Source organism: Mesorhizobium sp. CA10, from assembly GCF_020165285.1.
Classification (GTDB): Bacteria; Pseudomonadota; Alphaproteobacteria; order Rhizobiales; family Rhizobiaceae; genus Mesorhizobium.
The window spans coordinates 105,929-131,617 of sequence record NZ_JAIUHV010000006.1 but is presented as its reverse complement, the minus strand read 5'-3'; the positions used below and the strand labels follow the sequence as shown (position 1 = coordinate 131,617).

At 65.4% G+C, this 25,689-nt stretch carries 22 protein-coding genes; 9 read left to right on the top strand and 13 right to left on the bottom strand.

Annotated features, from left to right (window positions below; genetic code table 11):
• Genes LB535_RS15000 through LB535_RS14985 form a run of 4 tightly spaced genes read right to left on the bottom strand, consistent with a single transcriptional unit; the run spans nt 1 to nt 3,937 of the window.
• A complete protein-coding gene (locus LB535_RS15000) occupies nt 1–930 on the bottom strand; it encodes a polysaccharide deacetylase family protein (RefSeq protein WP_224632763.1) in 930 nt (309 codons plus the stop codon).
• 11 nt (nt 931–941) lie between these two features.
• Nucleotides 942–1,964, bottom strand: a complete 1,023-nt coding sequence (locus tag LB535_RS14995) for an NAD-dependent epimerase/dehydratase family protein (RefSeq protein WP_224632762.1) — start codon at nt 1,962–1,964, stop codon at nt 942–944.
• Between the two features lie 24 nt (nt 1,965–1,988).
• On the bottom strand, nt 1,989–2,750 hold the full coding sequence (locus LB535_RS14990) for an SDR family NAD(P)-dependent oxidoreductase (protein WP_140839273.1): 762 nt from the start codon (nt 2,748–2,750) through the stop codon (nt 1,989–1,991).
• Nucleotides 2,750–3,937: an MFS transporter gene (locus LB535_RS14985; RefSeq protein WP_224632761.1), complete on the bottom strand. Its 1,188-nt coding sequence runs from the start codon at nt 3,935–3,937 to the stop codon at nt 2,750–2,752. Before LB535_RS14985 ends, LB535_RS14990 begins: the two co-directional genes overlap by 1 nt.
• 293 nt (nt 3,938–4,230) lie before the next feature.
• Between LB535_RS14985 and LB535_RS14980 the strand changes: the two genes are divergently transcribed.
• Genes LB535_RS14980 through LB535_RS14950 form a run of 7 tightly spaced genes read left to right on the top strand, consistent with a single transcriptional unit; the run spans nt 4,231 to nt 11,353 of the window.
• Nucleotides 4,231–4,581, top strand: coding sequence for a RidA family protein (locus LB535_RS14980; RefSeq protein ID WP_095768554.1), 351 nt, complete (start codon nt 4,231–4,233; stop codon nt 4,579–4,581).
• A 22-nt stretch (nt 4,582–4,603) separates the two neighbouring features.
• A complete protein-coding gene (hydA, locus tag LB535_RS14975; protein ID WP_224632760.1) occupies nt 4,604–6,034 on the top strand; it encodes a dihydropyrimidinase in 1,431 nt (476 codons plus the stop codon).
• Nucleotides 6,019–6,933, top strand: coding sequence for a nitrilase-related carbon-nitrogen hydrolase (locus LB535_RS14970; protein WP_224632759.1), 915 nt, complete (start codon nt 6,019–6,021; stop codon nt 6,931–6,933). The genes hydA and LB535_RS14970 overlap by 16 nt, the downstream gene beginning before the upstream one ends.
• 7 nt (nt 6,934–6,940) lie before the next feature.
• On the top strand, nt 6,941–8,260 hold the full coding sequence (locus LB535_RS14965) for a Coenzyme F420 hydrogenase/dehydrogenase, beta subunit C-terminal domain (RefSeq protein ID WP_224632758.1): 1,320 nt from the start codon (nt 6,941–6,943) through the stop codon (nt 8,258–8,260).
• Entirely contained in the window at nt 8,257–9,417 is a 1,161-nt protein-coding gene (locus LB535_RS14960; protein ID WP_224632757.1) for an NAD(P)/FAD-dependent oxidoreductase, read from the top strand. Before LB535_RS14965 ends, LB535_RS14960 begins: the two co-directional genes overlap by 4 nt.
• Nucleotides 9,414–10,691 carry a Zn-dependent hydrolase gene (locus LB535_RS14955; protein ID WP_224632756.1) on the top strand — a complete coding sequence of 426 codons (1,278 nt, stop codon included), beginning with the start codon at nt 9,414–9,416 and terminating at the stop codon, nt 10,689–10,691. The genes LB535_RS14960 and LB535_RS14955 overlap by 4 nt, the downstream gene beginning before the upstream one ends.
• Nucleotides 10,688–11,353 (top strand): cysteine hydrolase family protein, encoded by a 666-nt coding sequence (locus LB535_RS14950; protein ID WP_224523192.1) that lies wholly within the window; start codon nt 10,688–10,690, stop codon nt 11,351–11,353. The genes LB535_RS14955 and LB535_RS14950 overlap by 4 nt, the downstream gene beginning before the upstream one ends.
• Here the strand turns inward: LB535_RS14950 and LB535_RS14945 are convergent.
• From LB535_RS14945 to LB535_RS14905, 9 genes are all read right to left on the bottom strand, one after another.
• Entirely contained in the window at nt 11,338–12,828 is a 1,491-nt protein-coding gene (locus tag LB535_RS14945; protein WP_224632755.1) for an N-acyl-D-amino-acid deacylase family protein, read from the bottom strand. The genes LB535_RS14950 and LB535_RS14945 overlap by 16 nt on opposite strands.
• A 9-nt stretch (nt 12,829–12,837) precedes the next feature.
• A complete protein-coding gene (locus tag LB535_RS14940; protein ID WP_224632754.1) occupies nt 12,838–14,379 on the bottom strand; it encodes a trimethylamine methyltransferase family protein in 1,542 nt (513 codons plus the stop codon).
• Nucleotides 14,380–14,441: 62 nt separating this feature from the next.
• Nucleotides 14,442–15,410 carry a D-2-hydroxyacid dehydrogenase gene (locus tag LB535_RS14935; protein WP_224625778.1) on the bottom strand — a complete coding sequence of 323 codons (969 nt, stop codon included), beginning with the start codon at nt 15,408–15,410 and terminating at the stop codon, nt 14,442–14,444.
• 7 nt (nt 15,411–15,417) lie between these two features.
• Nucleotides 15,418–16,326, bottom strand: a complete 909-nt coding sequence (locus LB535_RS14930; protein ID WP_224625775.1) for a dihydrodipicolinate synthase family protein — start codon at nt 16,324–16,326, stop codon at nt 15,418–15,420.
• Nucleotides 16,323–16,910, bottom strand: a complete 588-nt coding sequence (locus LB535_RS14925; RefSeq protein WP_224625773.1) for a hypothetical protein — start codon at nt 16,908–16,910, stop codon at nt 16,323–16,325. The genes LB535_RS14930 and LB535_RS14925 overlap by 4 nt, the downstream gene beginning before the upstream one ends.
• Nucleotides 16,911–19,754 carry a 2Fe-2S iron-sulfur cluster-binding protein gene (locus tag LB535_RS14920; protein ID WP_224632753.1) on the bottom strand — a complete coding sequence of 948 codons (2,844 nt, stop codon included), beginning with the start codon at nt 19,752–19,754 and terminating at the stop codon, nt 16,911–16,913.
• A complete protein-coding gene (locus LB535_RS14915; protein WP_224523179.1) occupies nt 19,751–20,017 on the bottom strand; it encodes a sarcosine oxidase subunit delta in 267 nt (88 codons plus the stop codon). The genes LB535_RS14920 and LB535_RS14915 overlap by 4 nt, the downstream gene beginning before the upstream one ends.
• A 20-nt stretch (nt 20,018–20,037) precedes the next feature.
• Nucleotides 20,038–21,279: an FAD-dependent oxidoreductase gene (locus LB535_RS14910; protein WP_224632752.1), complete on the bottom strand. Its 1,242-nt coding sequence runs from the start codon at nt 21,277–21,279 to the stop codon at nt 20,038–20,040.
• Nucleotides 21,280–21,286: 7 nt separating this feature from the next.
• Complete coding sequence (locus LB535_RS14905; RefSeq protein ID WP_224632751.1) at nt 21,287–22,684, bottom strand: MmgE/PrpD family protein; 1,398 nt, start codon at nt 22,682–22,684, stop codon at nt 21,287–21,289.
• Between the two features lie 169 nt (nt 22,685–22,853).
• On the opposite strand from LB535_RS14905, the gene LB535_RS14900 reads away from it, so the two are divergent.
• Both LB535_RS14900 and LB535_RS14895 read left to right on the top strand, forming a co-directional pair.
• Nucleotides 22,854–23,747 (top strand): LysR substrate-binding domain-containing protein, encoded by an 894-nt coding sequence (locus LB535_RS14900; RefSeq protein ID WP_224632750.1) that lies wholly within the window; start codon nt 22,854–22,856, stop codon nt 23,745–23,747.
• 177 nt (nt 23,748–23,924) lie between these two features.
• Nucleotides 23,925–25,580: an ABC transporter substrate-binding protein gene (locus LB535_RS14895; protein ID WP_224632749.1), complete on the top strand. Its 1,656-nt coding sequence runs from the start codon at nt 23,925–23,927 to the stop codon at nt 25,578–25,580.
• The last annotated feature ends 109 nt before the right edge of the window (nt 25,581–25,689 follow it).

The window sequence follows — 25,689 nt, the reverse complement described above, 5'->3', positions numbered from 1 at the left end:
TCAGCCGCGCTGTTCGATGCGGGTATGGTTCGCATGCCAGAAGCGGGCGATGTCCTCGCGGCGCATGAAGGCGGCGCCGCCGCTTTGTTGGACATGCTCGATCACCTCGCGTAGACCCGATGCGCGGTTGGGCTGGCCCGTCCAGCGGGCGTGGATGCCGATGGTCAGCATGCGGCCGCCGGTCTCGTCGGCTTCGGAGAGCATATAGTCGATGGCCGAGCGGCAGTCCTCGGCGAAGTCGCGGGGATTGCTATAGCCCGGAGCCACCAGATAGCGGCTGTCGTTGAGCGTCTTGGAGTAGGGGACGACCAGTATCTCCGTGCCCCGGTGGTCGAGGAAATAAGGCAGGTCGTCATTGCAGGGATCGGAGTGGTAAAGGAAGCCGCCTTCCTTCACCAGAAGGTCGCGCGTGTTGACGCTGGGCAGCGAGCGGCAGTTCCAGCCGAGCGGCCGCTTGCCGAGCAGCTTCTCGTAAAGCGCGATGGCTTCGTGCAGGTGACGCTCTTCCTCGCCGCGCTCCATCATCGTGTAGTCAATCCAGCGCAGGCCATGGCCCATCAGGTCTTGGCGGCGGCTCTTCATCCACTCGACCAAAGGCGGGTTGCGCTCCAGCGCCACGGCGCAGGCGGAAAAGGTGACCGGAATGTCGTAGCGATCGAAGAGGCGCACCAGGCGCCAGACGCCGGCGCGGCTGCCATATTCGAAATGCGTCTCGGTGCCGAGATCGCGCACCGGCGGGCTGCTGGTCAGATTGTATTCGCCCCAATTGTCGTTGCGGCCATCATCCAGCCAGTTGTATTCCGAACCTTCCTCGTAGTTAAGCACGAGGTTGACAGCGAGCTTCACGCCGCCCGGCCAGGTGACGAAGGGCGGATGCGGGCCATAGCCGACAAAGTCGCGCGGCTGGGCATGCTGGAGATCGATCGGCATCGGTACTCTCCTCAGCTTTCGTTGGCGGCGATCCAGTCCATATAGGCATGGAAGGCTTCCTTGCCGGGACGCGGCCGCCATGTGGTGTCGCGCAGGATGCGGGCGATGTCATAGGCGCCCCACATACCGCCTTTCAGCGCCACGTCCTGGACGATGTTGGCGTCTTCTCCTGATGTCACCTCGGCCTTCAGCCCCGGCACGCGTTCCTTTGCCCAACCGATGATCTCACCGATGGTCTGGCTGGAGCCGGAGCCGATATTGTAGTGACGGTAATTGAGGTGCGGCGCGTCGATCAGCGCGAGGATCGCTGCGGCAACGTCGGTCGAGGCGACATAGTCGCCGACAGGCTCCAGGCTGTTCGGCCTGATCGTCTCGCCGGCCAGAGCCATATGCGCGACGCGGTTGGGCACATGGCGAAAGTTGCGGCTCTCGGTGGCGCGGTCCATCGGCCCGTAGACGGAAGCAAGCCGCACCGAGACCGCCGACAGGTTAAACAGGTCGGCATAGCGGTTGGTGACCATCTCGGAAGCGAATTTCGAGATGCCGTAGAGCGTCAGCGGCGCGACATAGCCGTCTTCCGGCAGCGGCTCGCTACTCCAGTCGGGCCCGTTGTGGCGGTAGACCGAACCGGAACTGACATAGACGAAGCGCTTGAGGCCGGGCCTCGCGCGCGCCCACTCCAGCATGCGCACGGTGCCCATCAGATTGACGTCGACGATGCGTGCCGGATCCTCGGCCTCCGGCTGGCGCTTGGCCTCCGAAGCACTGCCGCGTGAGATCGGCGTGATCGTCGCGCCGTGGACGATTGCCGTGATGCCTTGCTGGTCGAGCGTCGCGGACCAGGCTTGCGGGTCGAGGATATCGGCAGCGATTACCGTCAGCCGGTCGCGCACCGGCGCGAAATGCTTTTCAGCGGCTGCGTCGAGGCCGGAGCGGTCGAGGATCACGGCGCGGGCCAGAGGGTCGCGATCCAGCCAAGCGCGCGCAACCACGCTCATGACGAAGCCGGTGCCGCCAGTGACGAGCAGGGTCATGGGAACTCCTTTGAAAATACGGGCTCAGCGCGTCGCATAGCCGCCGTCCACGAGCATGTCGGATCCGGTGACGAAGGATGCATCCGAGGAAAGCAGGAAAGCCGCCGCCGCGGCGATCTCGTCAGGATCGGCGATGCGGCCGAGCAGATGGGCGGGACCAAGGCCGGCATTGGCGGCCTCGAAATCGGCGAACCGGCGCAGCAGGCGGGTCGTGGCTACCGCGCCGGGCGACAGGCTGTTGACGCGAACCTTGTCGGGCGCGTGGTCCACGGCCATCGCCTTGGCAAGGTGGATCAGCCCGGCCTTGGCAGCGCAATAGGCGACGGCCTTGGTCGTGGCGACGCGCCCGAATTGCGAGCCGATGAAGACGATCGAGCCGCCGCCGCTTGCGGCGATCAGCGGCACGGCGAACTTGCTCATCAGAAAGGCGCCGGTCAGGCCGATATCGATCTCGTGCCGCCACGCACCTTCATCGAGATCGACGACGGTGGCGTTGGTGGAGGGGGCCGCGGCATTGTGCACCAGCCCGTCGAGCCGGCCGAATTTTTGCCGGGCGAACGCGACGGCCGCTTCGGCGGACTCGATGTTCGTCACATCGCACTGGCAAGCGGCCGCGGCAGGGCCAAGCGCTTCGGCAAGCTTCGTCGCAGCCTCAAGATCGTAATCCGCGCAGACGACGCTTGCGCCTTCGGCAGCGCAGCGTCGTGCAATCGCCGCACCGATGCCGCTGGCAGCGCCGGCAATGAGAATGACGCTGCCCTTCATGCGGTTCATTGCATCCGTCATCAGATCTGCTCCTCGGCTGCCTGCATCGTCGGCGCGATGACCGGCCGGCGTAAAAGATTGTAGCAGGCAGCTATCGTCACCAGCACGGCGCCGCCGCCGAGCAAGAGGAACATGGCCGGCGCGCCCATGCGGTCCATCAGGCCGGCGGAAATGCCGGGCGTCGCGACATTGCCGATCGAATAGAGCAGGAGCAGCGTGCCGGAAGCGCCGACCATGTGCCGGCTGTGCAATTGCGAGGCGCCGAAGGCCATCGCCACGGGATAAACGGTGAGCGCCGTGCAGCCATAGAGGAAGAACAGCACGAAGAGCAGCGGCACCGAAAAATTGCCGAGCCAGGCGATCGCAGCGCAGAGCGTGACGGACAGGACGCCCTGGACAAGCAATATGATTCGCCGCTCAAACCTGTCCGACAGCCAGCCGACTGGCGTCTGCGCCAGCATGCCGGCGATGCTGATGGTCGTAACCAGCCCGACCGTCGTTGCCGCCGACAGCCCGATCTGCGTGCCGTAGATCGGCGTCAGCACGAAGATGTTCATGTTGGTGATGCCGCCCTGGAAGATCGCCACGACCGTCACCGGCGCCAGACGAAAGAGCGCCAGCGGGCCGAGGCGCTTGACCGGCCTCGCCGAACTTGCGTGCTCCGGATCGCTGGCCGGCAGCGCCGGCCAGCGTCCGCCGATGAATTTGGAGATCAACGCCAGAAGCACCGTCGCCGCTGCGACCGGGAACAGATGCGGCGATTGCGGACCGACCAGGCCGACAAGGAGTTGTCCGAGCAGCACGGCGATCGCCGTCGTCAGCATGTAGAGCGAAAACAACGCGCCGCGATTGTGGTGCTCGGCGTAGAGGTTGATCCAGCTTTCGCAGACCACGAACAACGACGCCATCGCCATGCCGCCGAGCAGGCGGAAGCAGATCCAGCTCGGCAGGAAGTCGGTGAAGACAAAGCCTGAAGCGGCCAGCAGCGCCAGCACAAGGATCGCGACGAAGGTGCGCTCGTGGCCGTATTGGGCGACAGCCGGGCGCGTGACCAGGCACCCGACGAGGAAGCCCACGGGATAGGCGGTCAGCACGATCTGCACGACCTGGGGCGAAATGCCGGGCTTGCCGAGATGCAGCGACACGGCGGTGGTCAGCATGGCGCTGCCGATGCAAGCGAGGCAGACGCCGACCATGATCGGCAGCATGGCGCGGGAGCGCTCAGCATTTTGCCAAAGCCTCATCGCGGATTGAGCGATCGACCTCATGAATGCGGCTGCGGCGGCTCCCTGGCGGCACCGTTGACCGACGGCAGCCCGAGCTGAAGCTACACTTTATAGTGGCTGCCACAAACGAAGATTGACGCGGCTATGGCTTAAATTTTTTTGGCCATGCCGGCAAAGGAAAGCGGCGTCTCGGCGCGTCGCGGGCTTTACAGCGGTTTTGCACCCTCCTTACCATAGGCAAAAACCGGATCTGGAACCCAGCGGAAGGGAACATCATGACGATCGAACGCCTCGAAAACGGCCAGCGCTTCTGCCGGGTGCTCCGCTACAACGGCACCGTCTATGTGGCCGGCCTGACCGCGGATGATCTTTCCGGCGACACCACCAGCCAGACCAAGCAGATCCTGGCCAAGATCGATACGCTTCTGGCCAAGGCCGGCAGCGACAAGTCGAAGCTGCTCAGCGTCCAGATCTGGCTCCGCGACATCGCCGATTTCGAGATGATGAACACGGCCTGGGACGCCTGGATCGACAGGAGCGCCATGCCGGTGCGCGCCACGGTGGAAGCGCGGCTTGCCGGCGACCAGTACCGTGTCGAGATCATGGTGACGGCGGCCGTCGGATGAGCCGGCCGGCCAGGGGACGCCAATGCATGAGCTGGTGATCAAAGGCGGGCGCGTGGCGCTCGACGACGGCTGGGCCGAGTGCGACATCGGCATCGACGACGGCCGCATCGCCGCGATCGGCAAAGGCCTGACCGGGGGGAAATCGATCGACGCCGGCGGCAGCTGGGTGATGCCCGGTGGCATCGACGCGCATTGCCATCTCGACCAGCCGGTCTGGGGCGGCGCGGGTAATGCCGACGATTTCTATTCCGGCACGATCTCCGCGGCCTTTGGCGGCACCACCTGCATCGTCCCGTTCGGCATGCCCGGGCAGGACATGACCACCATCGGCGCCATTGACCGCGCGCTGCAGCGCGCGGCGGGGCGTCCCGTGATCGACTATGGGCTGCATGCCGTGGTCACCATGGGCACTGGCGCCGATGTCGAGGCGCAACTTGCGGCGCTTGCGGTACGCGGCATCTCCTCGGTGAAGCTGTTCATGACCTATCAGGGTTTTGCCGTCGACGACGACCTGTTCTTCCGAGTGCTCGATACGGCGAGACGACTAGGCTGGATCGTCATGGTCCATGCCGAAAATGACGCCGCGATCCGGCGCACGCGACAGCGGCTCATCGATCTCGGCCGCACCGATATCCGCTATCATGTCGTCGCCCACAGCGAGACGATGGAGCGCGAGGCGACGCATCGCGCTTTAGCCTTCGCCGAGATGACCGGCGCGCGCATGACCATCGTGCATGTCTCCTCCTGGCAATCGGCGGAGGAAGTGGCGCGGGCAAAGACGCGCGGCGTCGACGCCATCGCCGAGACCTGTCCGCAATATCTGTTTCTCGGGGCTGCCGATCTCGATCGCCCGGCGATCGATGCGGCGCGCTTCGTCTTTTCGCCGCCGCCGCGCTCGCCGCGCAGCCATGAGCATCTGTGGCAGGAGCTGATTAACGGCGGCATCGACCTCTGGTCCTCGGACCATTCGCCATATTATTTCGCCGACAAGATCGGCCGCTCCGAAACACCCGGTTTCACGACGACGCTGAGCGGCATTCCCGGCATCGAGACACGCCTGCCGCTGCTGTTTTCGGAAGGGCTGCTCACAGGCCGCCTGACGCTCGAGCGCTATCTCGACCTCACCTCGCGCAACGCCGCCTCGATCTACGGCTTCGCCGATCGCAAGGGCAGGATCGCCGTCGGGCTCGACGCGGACCTCGCGCTGTGGGATCCGGCTGCGCGCTGGACGCTCGGGCACAAGGCGCTGCATTCGCACGTCGATTTCACGCCCTATGAGGGCAAGGTCGTCACCGGCCGGCCGACCACCGTCCTGGTGCGCGGCGTGCCGGTGGTCGCCGACGGCAAGCTGCAGGCCGAACCGGGGTTCGGGCGCTTCGTGGCGCGCGCCGCAGCCGATCCGGCGCTTTTGGGAAAACCAGTCGAGGATTGGACACCATGGCTCGATGCCTGACCATCGCCGTTTGCCAGACCGGACCGATCCAGCGCAGCGCCACGCGCGCCGAGACAGTCGCGCGGCTGGTGCATCTGCTCGAAAAGGCAGCGGCTTCCGGCGCCGAGATCGCGGTGTTTCCGGAAATGGCGCTGACCACATTCTTTCCGCGCTCGCGCATCGACGACCAGGCCGAGATCGATGCCTTCTTCGAAGTCTCGATGCCAGGACCCGAGACGCAGCGGCTCTACGATGCCGCCGCGCGGCTGAAGGTCGGGTTCGCGCTGGGTTATTGCGAACTGGCGCATGAAGAGGGTCGCAGGCGCCATTTCAACACGATGGATCTGGTCGGGCCGGATGGCGCCTCCATCGGCCGTTACCGCAAGATGCATGTGCCGGGTTCGAGCGAGCCGGAAGCAGGCACGACCACGCATCTCGAACGACGCTACTTCGAACCGGGCAATCTCGGCTTTCCGGTGTTCGACTATCGCGGCGTGCGCGTCGGGCTTGCCATCTGCAACGACCGCCGCTGGCCGGAGACCTATCGCATGCTCTGCCTCAACGGCGCCGAGGTGGCGTTGCTCGGCTACAACACGCCGCTGCTGCTCGACGAGGCGCCGGCGCTGGCGCATCTGAGAATGTTCCACAATCATCTGCCGATGCAGGCCGGCGCCTACCAGAACACGCTTTGGATAGGCGCCGCCGCCAAGGCGGGCCTGGAAGACGGGCAAGCGCTGATCGGCGGATCCTGCATCATCGCGCCGACCGGCGAGATCGCCGCGCAGGCGATGTCGCTCGACGACGAGGTCATTGTCCACCGCGCCGATCTCGATCTGATCGAGACCTGCCGGAAGGTGAATTTCAACTTCGAGCTCTATCGCCGCCCCGACCAGTACAAGCGCATCTCGGAGCCTGTCTGAGACCGCGATGGGCCTGATCGAAACCGGATACAGCCAGGGCACCGCGGCGCTCGCAGCCGACCCGCTGTCGCTTGGCGACATCGTAGAGAACGGACTTTGCATCGGTTGCGGCCTTTGCGTCTCGATTGCCGGTGCTGGAGAAATCGAGATGGTGATGACGCCGGAAGGCCGAGAGCGGCCAGTGGCGAGGCAGGCGTTGGATAAGGCGACCTTGGCGAAGATCAACGCCGTCTGCCCAGGAACGAGGATCGCCGGTCCGCCTCCGGCGCAACGGCGCGAGGCCAGGCTAGCGGATACCGTCTGGGGGCCTGTCGAACGGCTTGTGCTCGGCTCCGCTGGAAATCCCACAGTGCGGTTTATCGGCTCCGGCGGCGGGACGCTGACGGCGCTCGGGCAGTTCCTGCTCGACTCGGGACGGGTCAAGTTCGTGCTGCACGTCGCGGCCTCGCGTTCCATGCCGATGCGCACGGAACGAAGGCTAAGCTTCGACAGCGCCTCGGTGCTCGAAGGCGCCGGCTCGCGCTATGGGCCGGCGGCGACGCTGGTGGATTTCAACGACATCCTCGACCGAGGCGAGCCGTTCGCCCTGATCGCCAAGCCCTGCGACATCACCGCGGTGCGAAACCTGGCCCGGCTCGATCTGCGGGTCGACGAATATATGCGCTATGCGCTCGCCTTCGTCTGCGGCGGGGCCTCTGACCTGACCAAGTCCGAACAGGTGCTGGAGCGTCTTGGCCTTCGCGAGGACGAGTTGTCTCTCTTCCGCTACCGGGGCCACGGCAATCCAGGCCTCAATCGCATCGAAACCAGAGACGGCCGCGCCTTCGAGATCAGCTATCGGCAGCTGTGGGAAGACGAGGACAAATGGATGATCCAGCCGCGCTGCAAGATCTGCCCCGACGCGATCGGGCAGGTGGCGGATATCGCGGTATCGGATTCCTGGCTGAACGGCGGACCGGCCGTCGAGGACGAGCCACTCAACGGCATCATCGTGCGCACGAAGCGCGGGCTGGAGCTGTTCGACGCGGCCGTTGAGACTGGCGTACTGCAGATCAAGCGGGAGAGCGGCATCGCCGAGATCAGCGAATTGCAGTCGCATCAAGTGCGCAAGCGGCGCGCCGTGTGGGCGCGGCTGACAGGCATGGCAATCGCAGGCAAGCCGGTGCCTTTTGTCAGCGACCTCGCTTTGCGGGATTGCGCCGTGCAGAACTCGCCGGCCGACAATCTGGCCGAAGGGCGGGGCGCCCGCGATCGCGCGCGCCGCGGCCGCCTGGGCGAGCCGCCAGCCGTGCCGCGCAAAATAGTCGTGGAGGATGAGCGCCGATGAGCGGGCAGACCGAAGTCATCATCATCGGCGGGGGCATGGCCGGCGCCGGCGCTGCCTTCGAGATTTCGCGCGACAAGAAGGTCGTGCTGCTCGAGCGCGAGAGCCATTGCGGCTATCACACCACGGGACGCTCGGCGGCGAGCTTCACCGAGAATTACGGCAACGGCGTCATCCGCCGCATCGTGCTCGCCAGCCGGGCGTTTTTCACCGAGCCGCCGACGGGTTTTTGTGATTATCCGCTGCTCAGCAAGCGCGGCATGATCACCGTGGCGCGCACCGACCAACTCGACCTTTTGCGTGAAGATCTGGCGGCCGCGCAGGCGCTCGTTCCCACGATCGTCGCGATGACGCCGGCGGAGGCGATCGCGCGCGTGCCGGTGCTGCGCCGGGACTACCTCGCCGGCGCCTATATCGAACCGCATTCGATGGACATCGACGTCAACGGCCTGCACCAGGGTTTTTTGCGCGGCGCGCGAGCGCATGGCGCCCGCATCGTTACCAAGGCCGGGGTGAGAACCATCGGCCGACAGGGTGGCCAGTGGCGGGTCGAGACGGAAGCGGGAGCATTCCTTGCGCCGCTGATCGTCAATGCGGCTGGCGCCTGGGGCGACGAGGTCGCTGCGATGGCTGGCGTGCGCCCGGTCGGCCTGCAGCCAAAGCGCCGCACCGCCTTCAACATTCCCGCACCTGCGGGTGTCGACATTAGCGACTGGCCGCTGGTCAACGATGTCGGCGCGGAATTCTATTTCAAGCCGGATGCCGGGCAATTGTTCGTGTCGCCGGCCGATGCCACGCCCTCCGAGCCGATGGACGCTTTTGCCGAAGACATCGATGTCGCGATCGGCGCCGAGCGCCTCGAACGGGCAACGACGATCGAGGTGCAGCGCGTGTCGCGCTCCTGGGCGGGCCTCAGGACCTTTGTTTCCGACGGGTCGCCGGTGGTCGGGCCGGATGACGAATTTCCGGATTTCGTCTGGCTGGTCGGGCAGGGCGGCTACGGCATCAAGACCTCGCCGGCGTTGTCGCGCGTCTGCGCTAGCCTGATCGCCGGCGGCGGGCTGCCCGACGATGTCGCAAGGCAAGGCGTGTCGCTTGCGAAACTCACACCGCACAGGCTGCGCGGCGGTGACGGCGAAGCCCAGCAGGTCGCTTCATGAGCTCACTGACGGCCGGTGGCAAACTGGCGGGACGCATCCTGGACGCGCTGGCCGAAGCTACGACGGACCCACCGGGAATCACGCGCGTCGCCTACGGAGCCGGTGAACGCTTCGCCCATGGTCTTGTGCGCAAGGAGGCGGAAAAGCTGGGCGCTGTCGCGCGCGTCGATCCCGCCGGCAACCTCTATTTGACGCTGAAAGGCCGTGACCCGGATTTGCCGGCGATCGTGATCGGCTCGCATCTCGACAGCGTGGCGCATGGCGGCAATTTCGATGGGGCCGCCGGTGTCGTGGCGGGCCTGGCGGTCATGGCCGAACTGGTCGGGCAGGGCATCCGTTTGCCACGCGACCTCATCGTGCTGGCGACGCGCGCCGAGGAAGCCGTCTGGTTTCCGCTGTCCTACCCCGGCAGCCAGGCAGCGCTTGGCCTGCTGGAGTCACGGGCGCTCGAAGCCAGGCGCTCCGACAGCGGCCGCACACTGGCCGAGCACATGCGCGAGGAAGGTTTCGACCCTGATGCCGTGCGGCGGGGCATGCCGGGCATCGATGCCGGCCGGATCGCGGCCTTTATCGAAGTGCATATCGAGCAAGGACCGCGCCTGATCGCAGCCGAAGCGCCGGTCGGCATCGTCACCGGGATCGCCGGCGGCTTCCGCTATGTCGATGCGAAATGCCTTGGCGCCTACGCCCATTCCGGCGCTGAGCCGCGCTTCGCCCGGCATGACAGCGTGCTTGGCTTTGCCGATCTGGTCGCCGCGCTCGAAACCGAATGGGATGCGCTCGAACGCGAAGGGCGTGAGGCCACCATCACCTTCGGCCGCGTGCAGTCCGATCCGACGCAGCATGGCGGCAGCCGTGTTCTGGGTGAGCTCGGTTTCACACTCGATGTGCGCAGCGCCGAGGCGGCCGTTCTGGAGCGGATCGAGGCGCGGCTGCAGACTATTCTCACGGAGGTTGGCGGCAAGCATCAGGTGAGCTTCGAGACCGGCCCGCGCTTCACCTGGGAGCCGGCGACCATGTCGCCGGCGTTGATCGCTAGGCTCGACCGCGCCGCGACCGCATTGCAGATGAGGGCGCCGCATGTGCCGAGCGGAGCAGGGCACGATGCGGCCACGTTCGCCGGCGCGGGCATTCCGACCGCCATGCTCTTCGTGCGCAACGAAAACGGCAGCCACAATCCGCATGAAGCGATGGAGATCGCCGATCTCGATCAGGCGATACGTCTGCTTCTGCGCTTCGTCACCGACTTCGACAATCTCCTGGATCAGCCATGAACCTCGCCAAGACTGCCTTGCTCGTCATCGACCTGCAGAATGAGTACCGACCCGGCGCGGCATGGCCGGTCGTCGGCTACGACGCGGTGCTGGCCAATGCCGCAGCGCTGATCGAGGCCGCCCGCAAGGCTGGCGTGCCGGTCATCCACGCTCAGGCTTGGGTCAAGCCGGAAGAGCGTGAAGGCTACGCGCGTCAGGAGGAGATCCTGACCGAAGAATTCCGCTCCGCCGTCGCGGGCAGCGAAGGCGCGGACATCTGCGCCGAGGTGGCGGCCGTGCCCGGCGACATCGTCATCCACAAACACTGGCCGAGCGCCTTTCGCCGCACCGATCTTTCGCAGCGCCTCGCCGCGCTCGGGGTTGAAAACCTTGTTGTCACCGGCGTGCTCACCGACAGCTGTGTGACGGAGAGCGTGTTCGATGCGGTTTATCAGGGTTTTCGCGTCTGGCTGGTGAAAGAGGCCTGCGGCAGCATGACGGAAGCCATGCACCGCACCGGCATGCTCGACATGGCGAACCGGCTCTATGGCGGCGGCATATTGCGTCTGCGGCAGGCGTTGAAGGCGCTTGCCGAACAGCCCTTCGAGGGCTGGCGCTGCACGCGGCCGGTGGAATTCGCCTATACGCTGGAGAGCGTAGACCGGATCTACGAGGCGCTGTGATCGGCGCCACAGCCGCATGCGCCTTTGAATATCGTCTTTGAAGCCGAAGGCTTGAGAACCGCGCCGGGCAGCGCTCCGGTGGCTCTGCCGCCACGCCAGACCGAGATGCCGTTGACGAAGACATGGTCGATGCCGGCGGCGGGCCGGCGCGGCTCATCGAAGGTGGCGGTGTCGATGATCGTCTCGGGGTCGAAGATGACGAGATCGGCGAAATTGCCTTCGGCGAGAATACCGCGCTCTTGGATGCCGAATTCACGCGCAGGCAGGCCGGTCATGCGGAACACGGCCTCCTCCAAGCTGAACAGGCCGACATCGCGCGCATAATGTCCGAGCACGCGCGGAAAAGTGCCCCAGAGGCGTGGATGAGGGTGGATATCGTGCGGCAGGCCGTCCGAGCCGATCATGGTGCGCGGATGGGCGATGATGTTGCGGACATCCTCCTCATCCAGCTGGAAGTAGACCGCGCCCGCCGGCAGCAGGCGCTCGCCGGCTTTGCGCTCGGTGCAGTTCCATTCGCGGGCAATGTCGGCGATCTCGCGCCTTGCCATCTCCGGATGCGGATCGGACCAGGTGATGAGGATCTTCAGGCCGGTATCGCAGCGCTCCAGCCGCAGCACCGTCGAGCTCGCGGCATAGGGATAGACATCCATGCCGATGTCCATCGTCTCGCGCGCCCGGTCGATCCGCTCCAGCGAAGGCCGGCTCTTGCCGAAATTGGCGCGGCCGGTGCACTGGTGGTGCGAGATGAAAAGCTTGCCGCCGGCATGGTCGGCGATGTCGATCGCTTCCTCGATCGCCTCGTCCATCGTCTCGAAATAATTGCGCGTGTGGGTGACATAGGGGCCGCCAAGGCCCGCCGCCGTGGCGGCCAGCGCCTTAACCTCCTCGGTCGACGAGTTGACGGCCGGCGGATAGTCGAGCCCCGTGCTGAGGCCGAACGCACCCTCGGCCATCGCCTCGGCCACCGCTTCCTGCATTGCCGCCGTTTCCGCTGCGTTTGCGGGACGGTCGGTCACCGGCATGCAGCGCTGGCGCAAGGTGGTGTGGCCGACGAGCAGGGCCGCGTTGGTGGCGATGCCGCGCCGCTTCAGTTCGGCGACATAGTCGGCAAAACTGCCGAAGCGGAAGTTCTCGCGGCCGCCGACCAGCGTGAAAGGCGGCGGCGGGGTCTTGTCGAGCAGTAGCGGCGCGAGGCTGACGCCGCAATTGCCGGCGATCACCGTCGTCACGCCCTGGCTGATCTTCGGGTCCATGCCGCGTGGGGCCAGCAGCGCGCCGTCGTCATGGGTGTGCACGTCGATGAAGCCGGGCGCGACGATCTTGCCCAGAGCATCGATTTCCTCGATGCCGTGCTCATCGTCCAGCCGGCCGATCGCCGCGATTCTGTCGCCGGTAACGGCGATGTCGGCCTCGAACGGTGCCGAGCCGTCGCCGGCGATCAGTGTCGCGTGGCGGATAACGAGGTCGTAAGGCATTGTAGTGTCCTAAGCTTCCGGATTGGCGGCGATCTCCTCGCGGCGGCGCGCGACATAGGCGTCGAGCTCCTCGCGGATTGCGGGATCCATGACCGGCTCCTCATAGTCGTGCAGCGCCTGCTGCCAGAGCTCTGTCGCCCGCTCCAGCGCATCCTTGCCGCCGGCTTCCTGCCAGGCGCCGTAGTTCTGCCAGTTGGAGAGCATCGGCTGGTAGAAGGCGGTGGTGTAGCGCGACATGGTGTGCTCGGCGCCGAAGAAATGGCCGCCGGCCGGCACCGATTTGATGGCTTCGAAGCCGAGGTCGTCCTCCTGGAAGGGCAACGGCCGCAGGAACTCCATCATGTTCTGCAGGATCTCGACGTCGAGCACGAGCTTTTCGTAGGACGCCGTCAGCCCGCCCTCCAGCCAGCCGGCGGCGTGATAGATCAAATTGGCGCCGCCGAGCACCGCGCCCCATGTCGCCATTTCGGTCTCGTAGGCGGCCTGCAAGTCGACCACGTTGGAGGCATTCGCATTTGAGGTGCGGTAGGGCAGGTTGTAGCGCCGCGCCAATTGGCCGGCGATGATGTTGGCCTTGGCGTTTTCCGGCGTGCCGAAGGCCGGCGCGCCCGACTTCATGTCGACATTGGAGGTGAAGGCGCCGTACATCACCGGCGTGCCGGGGTTGACGAGCTGGGTCAGCGTCACGCCGAACAGCGCCTCGGCGTTCTGCTGGCAGAGCGCGGCGGCCAGCGTCACCGGCGTCATCGCGCCCATCAGCGTGAAGGGCGTCACCGTCACCGGCTGGCCGTGCTCGGCCATGGCGATCAGGCCTTCCGCCATCGCGTCATCGAACAGGCGCGGCGAGTTGATCGAGATGATCGTGGTGACGCCCGGCGAGGCGCGCATCTCCTCGACCGAGATGCCGCGCGCGACCGCCATCATGTTGATGCCGTCCATCGCCCTGGCGCGGCCGATCGCCGTGCAATGGAAGGAGAGATCGCTCAGTGTCAGATTGGCATGGTAGGTGTCGAGATGGCGGGAATTCGCCGGCAGTTCGATCGGCGCCACCACCTGGTTGCCGATGATGTGGATGGCGTTGAAGTGGTGCGCCAGCCGGATGAAGTTCTGGTAGTCGGGGAGGTTGCCCGGACGGCGGCCGTTGATGCGGTCATGCACATTGGGCGGACCGGCGACCAGGCCGAAAACCAGCGAATTGCCGCCGAAATGGATCTGCTTGTCCGGATTGCGGCTGGTCAGCGTGAAGGAGGAGGGCACGTTGCTCAGAGCTTCCGTCACGATGCTCTCGTCGATGCGGATGGTCCGCTCCTCGCGATCGACGATGGCGCCAGCCTTGGCGAACAGGTCCATAACCTTTTCGCTCATGACGCGGATCCCGAGCTCCGACAGGATGCGCATCGAGGTCTTGTGCAACTGCTCCATGCGCTCCTCGTCAAGGAGCTGCATAGGCGGGTAGGGGTTCTTGACGCTCTGCCACGGCAGCTGCGCGATGCCGCCGCCACCGCGCCCGAGCTTCGATCTGCGGCCACCGCCGCGCCTGTCCTGTGACATAGCATTCCCTTTCGATTCTTGTTCTCGCACGGAAAACCGCTGCACTTTTCCTGGAATTGCTTTCAGTAGCCGCGTTCCGGATTGACCACATTCTCGAGCGGCTCGCCGCGGCGGTAGCGCGCCAGATTGTCGGCGAACATGCGCACCGACTTGATGTCCCAGCCGTCATAAACCGCAGCGCAATGCGGCGTGACGGCAACGTTGTCGTAGCTCCAGAGCGGATGCTCCGCCGGGAGCGGCTCGGTCGCAAAGACGTCGAGCGCCGCGCCCTTGATCCTCCCCGCATCAAGCGCGGCGAGAAGGGCCTTTTCCTCGATGACGCCGCCGCGCGAAATGTCGATGAGAACGACGGACGGCTTCATCGCGGCGAAAGCGGCCTCGCCCAGCAGGCCGCGCGTGGTGGACAGCAGAGGCACGCAGCAGACGATGAAATCTGCACGGCCGGTCAGAGGCAGCAGCGCGTCGGGCCCATGCACCTCGTCGAGCGACGGCATCGGTTTCGGTCGCGCGCGGATGCCCAGGGTGCGCATGCCCATCGCCTGCGCGCGGCGCGCGACGGCCTCACCGGTCTTGCCGAGGCCGACGATGAGGACGGTCTTACCCTCGATCGGCTCGACACGGCCGCCGCCCCATTGGCGGGCCTGTTGCCGGCGCTCGAAACCGCGCAGGTCGAGCGAGAAGGAGAGCATGGCTCCGAGCGCATATTCGGCCAGCATACCGGCGGCGACGCCGGCCGAGTTCGTCACCGTCACATGATTCGGATCCCAGCGACCGAGATGGTCGGTGCCAGAGCCGCCGATCGACACCCATTTCACCGTCGGGCTCTCGACGAGGACCTGGCGCGGATAGCGCGGCGTGCCGTCGAAGCGGATCGAATAGACTACTTCCGCGGCGGTCCGCTCGATCAAAGCGGGAAGGCCGGCATAGGTCTCGCAGGCATGAACATCCAGATCCGGATGTGTCTCGGCAAGCACCGCGAGCGCGCCGGCAGGCTTGTCGGTGTGCAGGATGATTGTTGGGCGCGCCGACATCGCGATCTCAATCGCGGCCGATATGATCGGCGGCGCTGCCGAGGATGGCAAGCAGCGCCCGGCCGTTCTCGAGCGTCGCATTCTCATGCGGCGCGCGCAGGTTCAGCCAGCGCCGGTCGCCGGACTTGACCGCAAGCACCGCCTTCATCGCAGGGATCAACCCGGTATCCTGGATGACCTTCCGGAACGTCTTGATAGCGCCATCGGCTTCGGCGACGTCCTCGCCCTGCCGGGCCGCGTCATAGAGGCGGCGAATGGCGGCGGCGTTCAAATTGACGGTGGCCGAAATGCAGCCGGCCGCGCCGCTCGCCAGACCCTTGGTGAGCTGCGCCTCGGAGCTCGGAAAGACCGAGATATCAGGCGCGGCGGCGATGACGGCGGCGGTGTTGTTCCAGTCGCCGGCGCTGTCCTTGTAGGCGACAACGGTGTTTGGGAACGCCTTGCTCAGCCTCGCCGTCAGCGTCGGGCTGACCGGCACGCCGGAGTTCTGCGGGATGTGATAGAGGATCACGCGCATCGAAGGTTTTGCCACCTTCTCGATCAGCTCGCTGTAGTAGCGCGCCTGACCGTTGTCGCCGGCGCCGGTGTAGAAGAAGGAGGGCAGCACCATGACGGCGGCGCAGCCGAGGCCGACGGCGTGGGCCGACAATTCGACCGTTTCGGGAAGCGCGGTGACGCCGGTGCCGGGCATAAGCCGGTCCGGCGCAATGCCGGCCTCGACCAGCCATTCCAGCGCCTGCATGCGCTCGCGCAAGGACACCGACAGCGCTTCGCCCGTCGTGCCGAAGGGCGAGAGGAAATGCGCGCCCTGGTCCAGCACCCATTTGGCGTGAGAGATCCACAGATCGCGCGCGATGCGTCCGTCATCTTCGAATGGCGTCAGGATCGGGGCGATGGTTCCTTGCGGGCGGGTCATGAATGTCCTCTGTGCTTGCCTGTGTGGCCGGCCACCGCCGCGACGGCGCGGGCGAAGTAGGCCGAAGCGGTGATGTCGAAGAGTATGTCGAAACCCGTCGGCGAACGGAACGTCACGGCCTCGATATGGCCGACGCGCGTCTGGGCGACATCGTCGGGGCCGAATTTTTGCGGTCTCAGGTCCAGCGCGCAAAGCGCCCTCATCGCTTCGGCAAGTTCAGGACCGGAAAGGCGCATCCATGCCCAGCTTTCCTCGCGCCATGACGAGTAGCCTTTCGGCGCCGTCGCAGCCTGCCAGGCCGCTTTGACTTCGGCGAGAGTCTCGCCGGCGTCCTCCGCGAGAAGTAGGATGTCCTCGTTGCCGAGGCGCAGAACCTGCATGCCGCGATGCTCGCCGATGCGGTTGACGCACGGTAGCGTAATGCCTTGCGCGGCAAGCCAGGCGGCGCTCCCGCCGCCTTTCAGGCCAAAGCGCGGGCGGTCCGTGAGGTCGCTCAGCACGACCGCGCCGGAAATCAGCTCCGGGCCGTCGGCCGCGCCGCCAGGCATGAAGGGGTAGATGCGCGTCGCGGTGCCGGCGGCCATCTAGATCTCCTGCCGCGCGTTGGTCGGGTCGAAGAAGGCGTGGGCGACGACCGGCGCCTCGACCAGCTCGCCATTGCGGCACTTCACCGTCACGCGGCTGCCTTCAGCCTGGTCGTCGACATGGACATAGGCGAGCGCAATGTGATGCCCGAGCGACGGCGAATATCCGACCGAGGTGATCTGACCGACAGGCGCGCCGCCGCGCAGCACCAGACAGCTTTCGCCGGGAATGTTCCGCGCGCCGGCCGGGAATTGCAGGCCGACCAGCTTACGGGCCTGGCCGAGCCTTGCGCGCATCTCGATCGAGCGCTTGCCGACGAAGAACGGCTTCTTCTTCGAGACGGCCCAGCCGAAGCCCAGCTCATCAGGCGTAGTGATCGCATCCGTATCCTGGCCGATCAGGATGTGGCCCTTCTCCAGGCGCAATATGCGCGATGCCTCCAGCCCATAGGGACGCAGACCATGCGGTCGGCCCGCCACCATCACCGCATCCCATAGACTGGGCGCCAGGCTAGACGGGCAGTGCAATTCATAGCTCAGCTCGCCGGTGAAGCCGATGCGCATCACCCGCACCGGCACGCCGGCGACCATGCCTTCGCGGCCGCTGAGATAAGGGAAGGCGTCACGGCTGAAGTCGATGTCGCTCTCCAGCGCTTCGAGCACCTGGCGCGCCTTGGGTCCGGTGACGTTGAGGCCCGAGAAGGCGCCGGTGAGGTTGAGCACGTCGACCTTCAGGCGCCACTCGGCATTCCAGAACAGCATGTCGGCATAGACGCGCCCGACGGCGCCGGTGGTCGCCGTCACATAGAACTGGTCCTCGGCCATCCGGTAGGCGACGCCGTCGTCGATCACCGAGCCCATCTCGTTGAGCATCAGGCAGTAGCGGACGCGGCCCACCGGCTGGTTGGCATGCGCCATCGTGTAGAGACGATCGAGAAATTCGCCGGCGTCCGGCCCGCGGATCTCCAGCTTGCCGAGCGTCGAGACGTCGAGCAGGCCGGCGCCTTCGCGCACGGCGAGGATTTCCTCGCGAACGCTGCTTGCGTCTCCATAGTAGTAAGGCCGCCACCATGCGCCGACCGGCTTCATCGCCGCGTTCAGCGCGAGGTGCCTTGCATGCAGCGCCGTGCGGCGTTCCAACACTTCGTGGTAGCCGGCGAGCACGCCGAGCGTTTCCGGCCCGACGGGAGGCCGCGCCGTGGTGATGCCGATTTCGCCGACCGTCCGGCCGGTCGCCTCGGCGACGATCCGGGCGGTCGCCAAGGCCGAATGGCGTCCCTGGCTAGGGCCCATGCCGACGGTGGTGAAACGCTTGACGAGCTCGATCTCGCGATAGCCGTCCTTGGTCGCGTTCTGCAGATCCTTGACTTGCAGATCCTCGTCGAAGTCGACGAAGTCACGTCCCTTGGGGTCGGCGACAATCGGCTGCACATAGCGCGGCCGAATGGTCTTCGCCGTGACCTGAGGCTCATCGGCGACCGCATGGCCGAGTCGCACGAGCGCTGCTGCCGCCGCGCGCCGGCCGCTGGCGATCGCGTCCTCAAGATCATCCGATCCGGCAACGGCGCCGGCGAGATGGACGGGACGTTTCGGCAACGTGATCGTCATCGTTTGCATGCCGGCATCATAGCCGACCTTGCCGCCGGCCTGGCACGGCAATTGCCATGCTGGCGCCTGGCCGATCGAAACCGTCAGCAGGTCGCAAGCAATCCAGCTCCCGCCGATACGGACGCGGGCAAGGTGGCGATTTCCGACTGTGCCTTCCGCCGCTTCGATAGTCGCGCCTTTGCGGATGGTGACGCCCTTGCTGCGCAGTTCGGTTTCCAACGGACCGGCCTCGCCAGCGGGTCTCGGATCGACAAGCTCGACGACCGACACACCCGCATCCAGCAGGTCGAGCGCCGTCCGGTAGCCGTCGTCATTGGCGGCCAGCACCACGGCGCTCTGACCGGGCCGCACGCCATAGTGGCGGATCAAGCGCTGGGCAGCACCGCCGAGCATGATCCCCGGCAGGTCGTTGTTGCGGAAGACGGCTGGCTGCTCGATGGCGCCGGTCGCCAGGATCACCTCGCGGGCGCGGGTGCGGTGAAGCCGATTGCCCTCGATCAACGGCAGCCAGTTGTCCTCGTACCAGCCATTGCAGACGGTGCCGGTCAGCCCCTTGAGATTGGGCAGCGACTCGAGCCTTGCCAACAGACCGGAGAGGATGGCCGGATCGTAGCGGCCATAGCTCAGCGCGCCGCCGATCTCCGGATTCTCGTCGCACAGCACCACATCGACGCTGGCCTCCGCGGCGGCGATCGCGGCGCTTAATCCCGCCGGGCCGGCGCCGACCACCAGCACGTCGCAATGCAGATGCGTCTTGTCGAAATGCCGGTGCGGCGCCTTGGTGTCGACCACGCCCAGGCCCGCCTTGCGGCGGATCACCGGCTCCCAGAATTTCAGCCAGCTGTCGCGGCGTGGACCCATGAACGTGCGGTAGTAGAACCCGACCGGCAGGAAGCGGCCGAACCTGTCCATGATGGCATCGCGGTCGCGCTCAAGCGAGCCGTTGACGTTCTGTGCGCTGACCCGCAGCCCTTCTCTGATCGGCGTGCGCTCGGCTGCAGCGTTCGGTTCGAATGGCAATTGCACCAGCGCGTTGGCGTCGGTCCCGGTCATCGACAGGATGCCACGCGGTCGATGATATTTGAACGAGCGCGACAACACCCATTGGCCGGAAGCGGCGAGGGCGCTGGCGATGCTGTCGCCTTCATAGCCTTTAAAAGGCTTGCCTTCGAAGGTGAAGCGGATAGGCTGGCTTCGATCGATGCGGCTTCCGAAAGGGGCGAGCAGCCGGTTCATGCGCGGTCCCGCAGCTCGGACGCGTCGAAGGTGCGGATGATCTCGTTGCTGACAAGATCGCGCTCGGCCAGGAAGAAATAGTTGCTCGGCACGTGCCGCCACCACTCGGTCACGATACCTTTGCGGTTTTCTGCGCGGAACAGATGGCGCGACCATTCGGTATCGGCGGTTGCGTCCGGATCGGGCCGCGCACGCACCGGGCCGAAGGACTGGAACTCGTCGATGTTGCGCAGGCCGTTCATGGGGCAGGTAAGCAGTTTCATCGGTCAGTGTGGTTTCATGGCTAATGGCTGGCGGCAGTCGCGCCCATTTCATTGAGCAGCCGGAAGGTTTCGAAGCGCTCCAATGCAAATGGTTTGAGGATATCGGGCACCCGGCCGTCGGCGATGGTCTGCGCCATGCGCTTGCCGGCGACAGGCGTCGCCTTGAAGCCCCAGGTGCCCCAGCCGCAGTCGAGCCAGAGATTGGCGAGGGGGCTGGCACCCATGATCGGGCTGTAGTCCGGCGTCATGTCGGTGATGCCGGCCCATTGCCGGAGTAGGCGCACGCCCTGCAGGAAGGGGAAGAGGTGGATGGCGCCCTCGGCGAGGTGCTCCTTCATGTCGAGCGTCGAGCGCGTCGAATAGAGCTGGTAGGGATCGGAGCCGCCGCCGATGACGACCTCGCCGCGCGAGGATTGCACGAGATAGGTGTGCAGCGAAACGGAGGAGACCAGCGTGTGCAGCCAGGGTTTCAAGGGCTGGGTCACCATTGCCTGCAGCGGATAGCAGCGGATGGGGAGCTCGACGCCGGCCTTCAGCGCGACGTCATAGTTCATGCCGCCGGTGGCGATCAGCACCTGGCCGCAAGCGACGCGGCCCCTGTTCGTCTTGACGGCCTGGACCCGGTCGCCGACGACCTCGAAGTCTTGCACCTCGGTGCGCTGGTGGATCTCGACGCCACGTCGCGACGCCTGGGCGGCGTAGCCCCAGGCGACGGCGTCATGGCGCGCCGTTCCGCCGTCGGCATGCCAGAGCCCGCCGAGGATTTCGAGCGGGCCGCCATAGTCCATATTCAAAAGCGGACAGAGCTCCTCGACGCCCTTCTGGTCGACGACCTCGGTGCGCGTGCCCATATGCTTGCCCATTTCGGCGCGCATGTGGAAGCTGCGCATCGTCGCCTCGCTATGCGCCAGCGTAAGTTGGCCGCGCTGCGAGAACATGACGTTGAAATCGAGCTCATGCGAGAGCCGCTCGAACAGCTCGACGCCTTCCTTGTAGAAAGCGATGCCTTCCGGCGTGATGTAGTTGGAGCGGATGGTGGTGGTGTTGCGCGCCGTGTTGCCGCCGGCGAGATAGGCTTTCTCCAGTACCGCCACGCTGCTTATATCGTGATATTTGGCAAGGTGATGCGCGCAGGACAGTCCATGCCCGCCGCCGCCGATGATGACGACATCATAGGCCGGCTTCAGCTCGGGCGTGGCGGGGATGTCGCCGCTCACCGGATAGTCCCTGCTGAGACCGTATTTCAGGAGCCTGAGGGGCATTGCGCGCTCAGCTCGAAATCTTGGGAGGATCGTAGAGCAGCGCCGACAGATCGGAGAAGCGGCTGTTGCGGTCGTCGAGCGAAAGCACCGCGTCGCGGATCGCAGCGGCGCGGCTAGATCCGAGCACGGGCGCGGCGAACTCCATGTATTTGGCCTCGACGTCCTGCCTGGTCATCGGCGCTTCCGGGCCGCCGCGCGCATGCACGTCGCCGGACGCCAGCACACGTCCGTCCGTCGTCGTGATGACGACGTCGGCCCAGCGGCCGGCCGGGAAGCGGGCGCTGTGGCGCTCGGTTTCGATTACCGTGATGCGCGTCAGCATGTCCGCGACCGCGGCGTCCACGAGCCCGGAGCCGGAAATATGCTCGAGCCCGATCCGCCCATGGAGGATGAAGGTCGCCACGGCGAAGCGCAGGCTGTATTGCGCCTTCGAGGTCGTGTCCGGCATGCCGTCGAAGAGCGTTGCGGCATAGTGGAAGCTGTTGACCTGGACATGGCCGATGTCGGACGGGGCAAGGTTGTGCGCCAGGCAAAGTCCACGCACGGCATCAATGGCCGCATGCGCCCAACGGCAGATCGGGTAGGGCTTTACATATTGATGGAGCGACTGCCAGAAGACGCCGAGATCCTGCCAATGCGCCGCGACCTCCGGCGCCTCCACCGTGATCGCCGGCGCGCCGGTGAAGCCACGTTCGGCAAGCAAAGCCGCGGAGAGGCCGACGAGAGCGCCGAGGCCGGAGCCGTCATGCAGCATGGTTGGCGTGGCGATCTCGCGCATCATCTGGCTGCGCGGGCCATGATACTCGGCAATGCCCAGCGCCTCGCGCAGTTGCGTTTCGTCGAGCCGCCGCTGCCGTGCCGCGATCGCCGCAACGCCCAGGGCGTTCCAGGCGCCGGAGGTATGATAGTCGCTCACCGTCGCATGCAAGGCGATGCCGGCCCGGCCGGCGATTTCGTAGCCGACCACCAGGGACGCCAGCGCCTCCGGCCCGGTGAGGTCGGGCCTCGCCTCCGCGAGTGCTGCAAGCGCCGGCACGACCGCCACGCCGATATGGCCTTTGGTGGGGCTGTAGCCGTCGTGGGCGTCGAGATTGTCGATCTGCGTGGCGACGGCATAGGCCGCGCCGGCAATGCTGGCGCGCCGTCCGTCGAACAGCATGCGGGCGGAATATTGCGGGTCGCCCGAGCCATAGAGCAGGACGGCGGCGTCGCGGGCAATGCGGCCTGCCTCCATCGGTCCTGCCGCGACGGCGATGCCCAGCGTGTCGAGCAGGAGGTAACGGGCCTGTTCGAGCACCGGCTGAGGGAAGACGGAAGCTGGACGCCGCAGCACGAAATCGGCCAGGCGTGTGAACGTATCGGAACTGACGACAGGCCCCTCACGCCGGTATGACGGCACAGCCACGCGCTTATCTCCCCTGTCTTCTCACAACATCATTAAATTGGGTTCATCGCGCAGGCACGCGATTAGTTTGGCGGCTTTGGCCAAAAATATTGATGCCATGTCGCTTGTCTGCGATTGAACGCCCGGTTGCCCATGCGATAGCTAGGCAACTGTGGAACAGGAGACCGGGATGAAGCCGCCACCCCCCTTGAACTATATCCGCTCGTTCGAGAGCTCGGCCAGGCATCTGAGCTTTACCACCGCTGCCAAGGAACTGGGCTACACGCAAGCCGCGGTCAGCACGCATGTGCGCGCGCTCGAACATTATATCGGCCGGCAGCTGTTCATCCGCTATCCGCGCAGCCTGAAGTTGACCGAGATGGGGGAGGCGTTCCTGCCGACCTTGCGCCAGGCGCTCGATCAGATCGACCAGGCGACTGAGGCGATCGTCGCGTCCTCTCGCAACCGGACAGTCGTGGTTTCGTGCCCGATGAGCCTTGCGGAAAACTGGCTGGCGGGCTGCATGGCCGCCTTCCGCAAGAGGCATCCTGAGATCGAGATCGTCCTGCACGGCACGATCTGGGAGGATCTGAACGAGCAGATCGCCGACATCACAATCTCCACGCGGCGTTTCGATGACAGGCCGCCGGCGGCGATCCCGCTCTGGAACGACGAACTGGTGCTGCTCTGCGCCCCTGCCTTGCTCGAGGGCGAGCATGCGCTGGAGACGCCGCAGGACATGCTAAAGGTCGACTGGATTTTCGTGCATGGCCGCCAGGAATACTGGCAGGCGGTGACCGAGGCGCTCGGCGTTGACATGGAGGACCATGACAAGGGCCTGTCGACCAACGCCTCCAACATCGCGCTCGAGCTCGCCGCGATGGGGGCGGGGCTCGTCGCCACGCAGCGCTCGCTGGCGCATGCCTATATGCGCCGCGGGCTTCTCGTCGAGCCGTTTCCGGTGCGGCCGCCAAGTCCCTGGAATTACTATCTCACCGAAAGCCAGCTTTCGAAGGGAAATATCGCCCGAACAGTGAGGGAATGGATCTTGTCCAGGGCCAGGGAAGACGCCGCCCGACCATAGGGCTATCCGCTCCTTCAAAAATTTAGCTAGCCAATGCCATTGTTTTTTTAGGCCTCAAGGGCCGGTTTTCTGCGGTTTGTGAAGGGTCGAGCCCTTCCGCGATTTTTGCATCACCCCTAACATGCTGAGCCGCAAGGGGAATGCAACGGGCGGAAAGCCCTGAACCGGAGAACAACGATGACAATGTTCAAGAGCAACGGTGACCGCGTGCCGGCGGTCATCGAAAGCTACGCAGCTGAAGTCAAAGGCGGGCGGATGGACCGCCGCGAATTCCTAGCCATGGCAAGCGTGATGGGTGCTTCAACGGCGCTTGCCTATGCGATGGCGGGGATGGAGCCGGCCAAGGCCTCGGCAGCCGTGCCCGGCAAGAAGGGCGGCATCCTGAAGATGCAGATGATCATCAAGGACATGAAGGATCCGCGCGCCTGGGACTGGTCGGAAATCGCCAATGTCATGCGCCAGTGCAACGATTACATGATCCGCTACACCACCGACTTCACCTTCGAGGGCCATCTGGTCGAGAGCTGGGAGGTGAGCGACGACGCCACCGAATACACGCTGCATCTGCGCAAGGGCGTGAAATGGTCGAATGGCGACGACTTCAACGCCGACGACATCGTCTACAACATCGAGCGCTGGTGCGATAAGGCGGCCGAGGGCAACTCGATGGCCGGGCGCATGGGCTCGCTGATCGACGCCGCCACGAAAAAAGCTACCAAAGGCGCCATCACCAAGCTCGACGACCATACGGTGAAGCTGAAATGCAATCAGTCCGACGTCACCATCATCCCGGGCTTCTCCGACTATCCGGCGGTCATCGTCCATCGCGACTTCGACAAGAACGGCGCCAATATGCTGAAGACGCCCGGCACCGGCCCGTATGAGTTGATCTCCTACAAGGTCGGCGAGTCCGCCTCGGTGCGGCGGCGCAAGGATTTCACCTGGTTCGGCGGCGAGCCCTATCTCGACGGCGTCGACTGGATCGACTACGGATCCGACGCATCCAACCCCGCCATCGGCAGCGCCTTCGAGGCCGGCGAGATCGATTGCAACTACCAGACGGTCGGCGGCACGGTCGATCTCTATGACAGCATGGGCCTGGTCAAGGAGCAGGTTGTCACCGCCGGCACGATCGTGCTGCGCACCAACGTGACCAACAAGCCCTATGACGACAAGCGCGTGCGCAACGCCATCCAGCTTGCGGTCGACAACGAGACGGTGCTGAAACTCGGCTATAGCGGCCTGGGGCAGATCGCCGAAAACCATCATGTCTGCCCGATCCATCCGGAATATTACGAACTGCCCAAAGTCCCGCGCGACCTGGCCAAGGCAAAGGCGCTGATGGCCGAGGCCGGCCAGACGGATCACGAGTTCGAGCTGATCTCCTACGACGCCGACTATGTGAAGGACCCGGCCGATGTCGTCGCTGCGCAGATGCGCGACGCCGGATTCAAGGTCAAGCGCACCATCATCCCGGGCTCCTCGTTCTGGAACGACTGGACGAAATATCCGTGGTCGACCACCGACTGGGGCATGCGGCCGCTGGGGGTGCAGGTGCTGGCGATCGCCTATCGCAGCGGTGAGGCGTGGAACGAGTCCGGCTATGCCAATCCGGAGTTCGACAAGAAGCTCAACGAAGCGATGGCCATCGCCGACCCGGCCAAGCGCAAGGAGCTGATGAAAGACGTGGAGTTCATCCTGCAGGACTCCGGCATCCTCGTCCAAGCGTTCTGGCGCTCGCTCTACCGCCACCACGCCACCTATGTGAAGAACCTCGGCATGCACCAGACGTTCGAACTGCAGCTCGACAAAGTCTGGTTGGATAGGGCCTAGACCGGCAGCTCAAACACCATTCAGGGGCGCGGTTTGCGCCCCTGAATTCGCTGGCGACTGCGACCGATCAGTCAGCTAATTGAAATGCCAAAGCGCTGCCAAAGAGCGC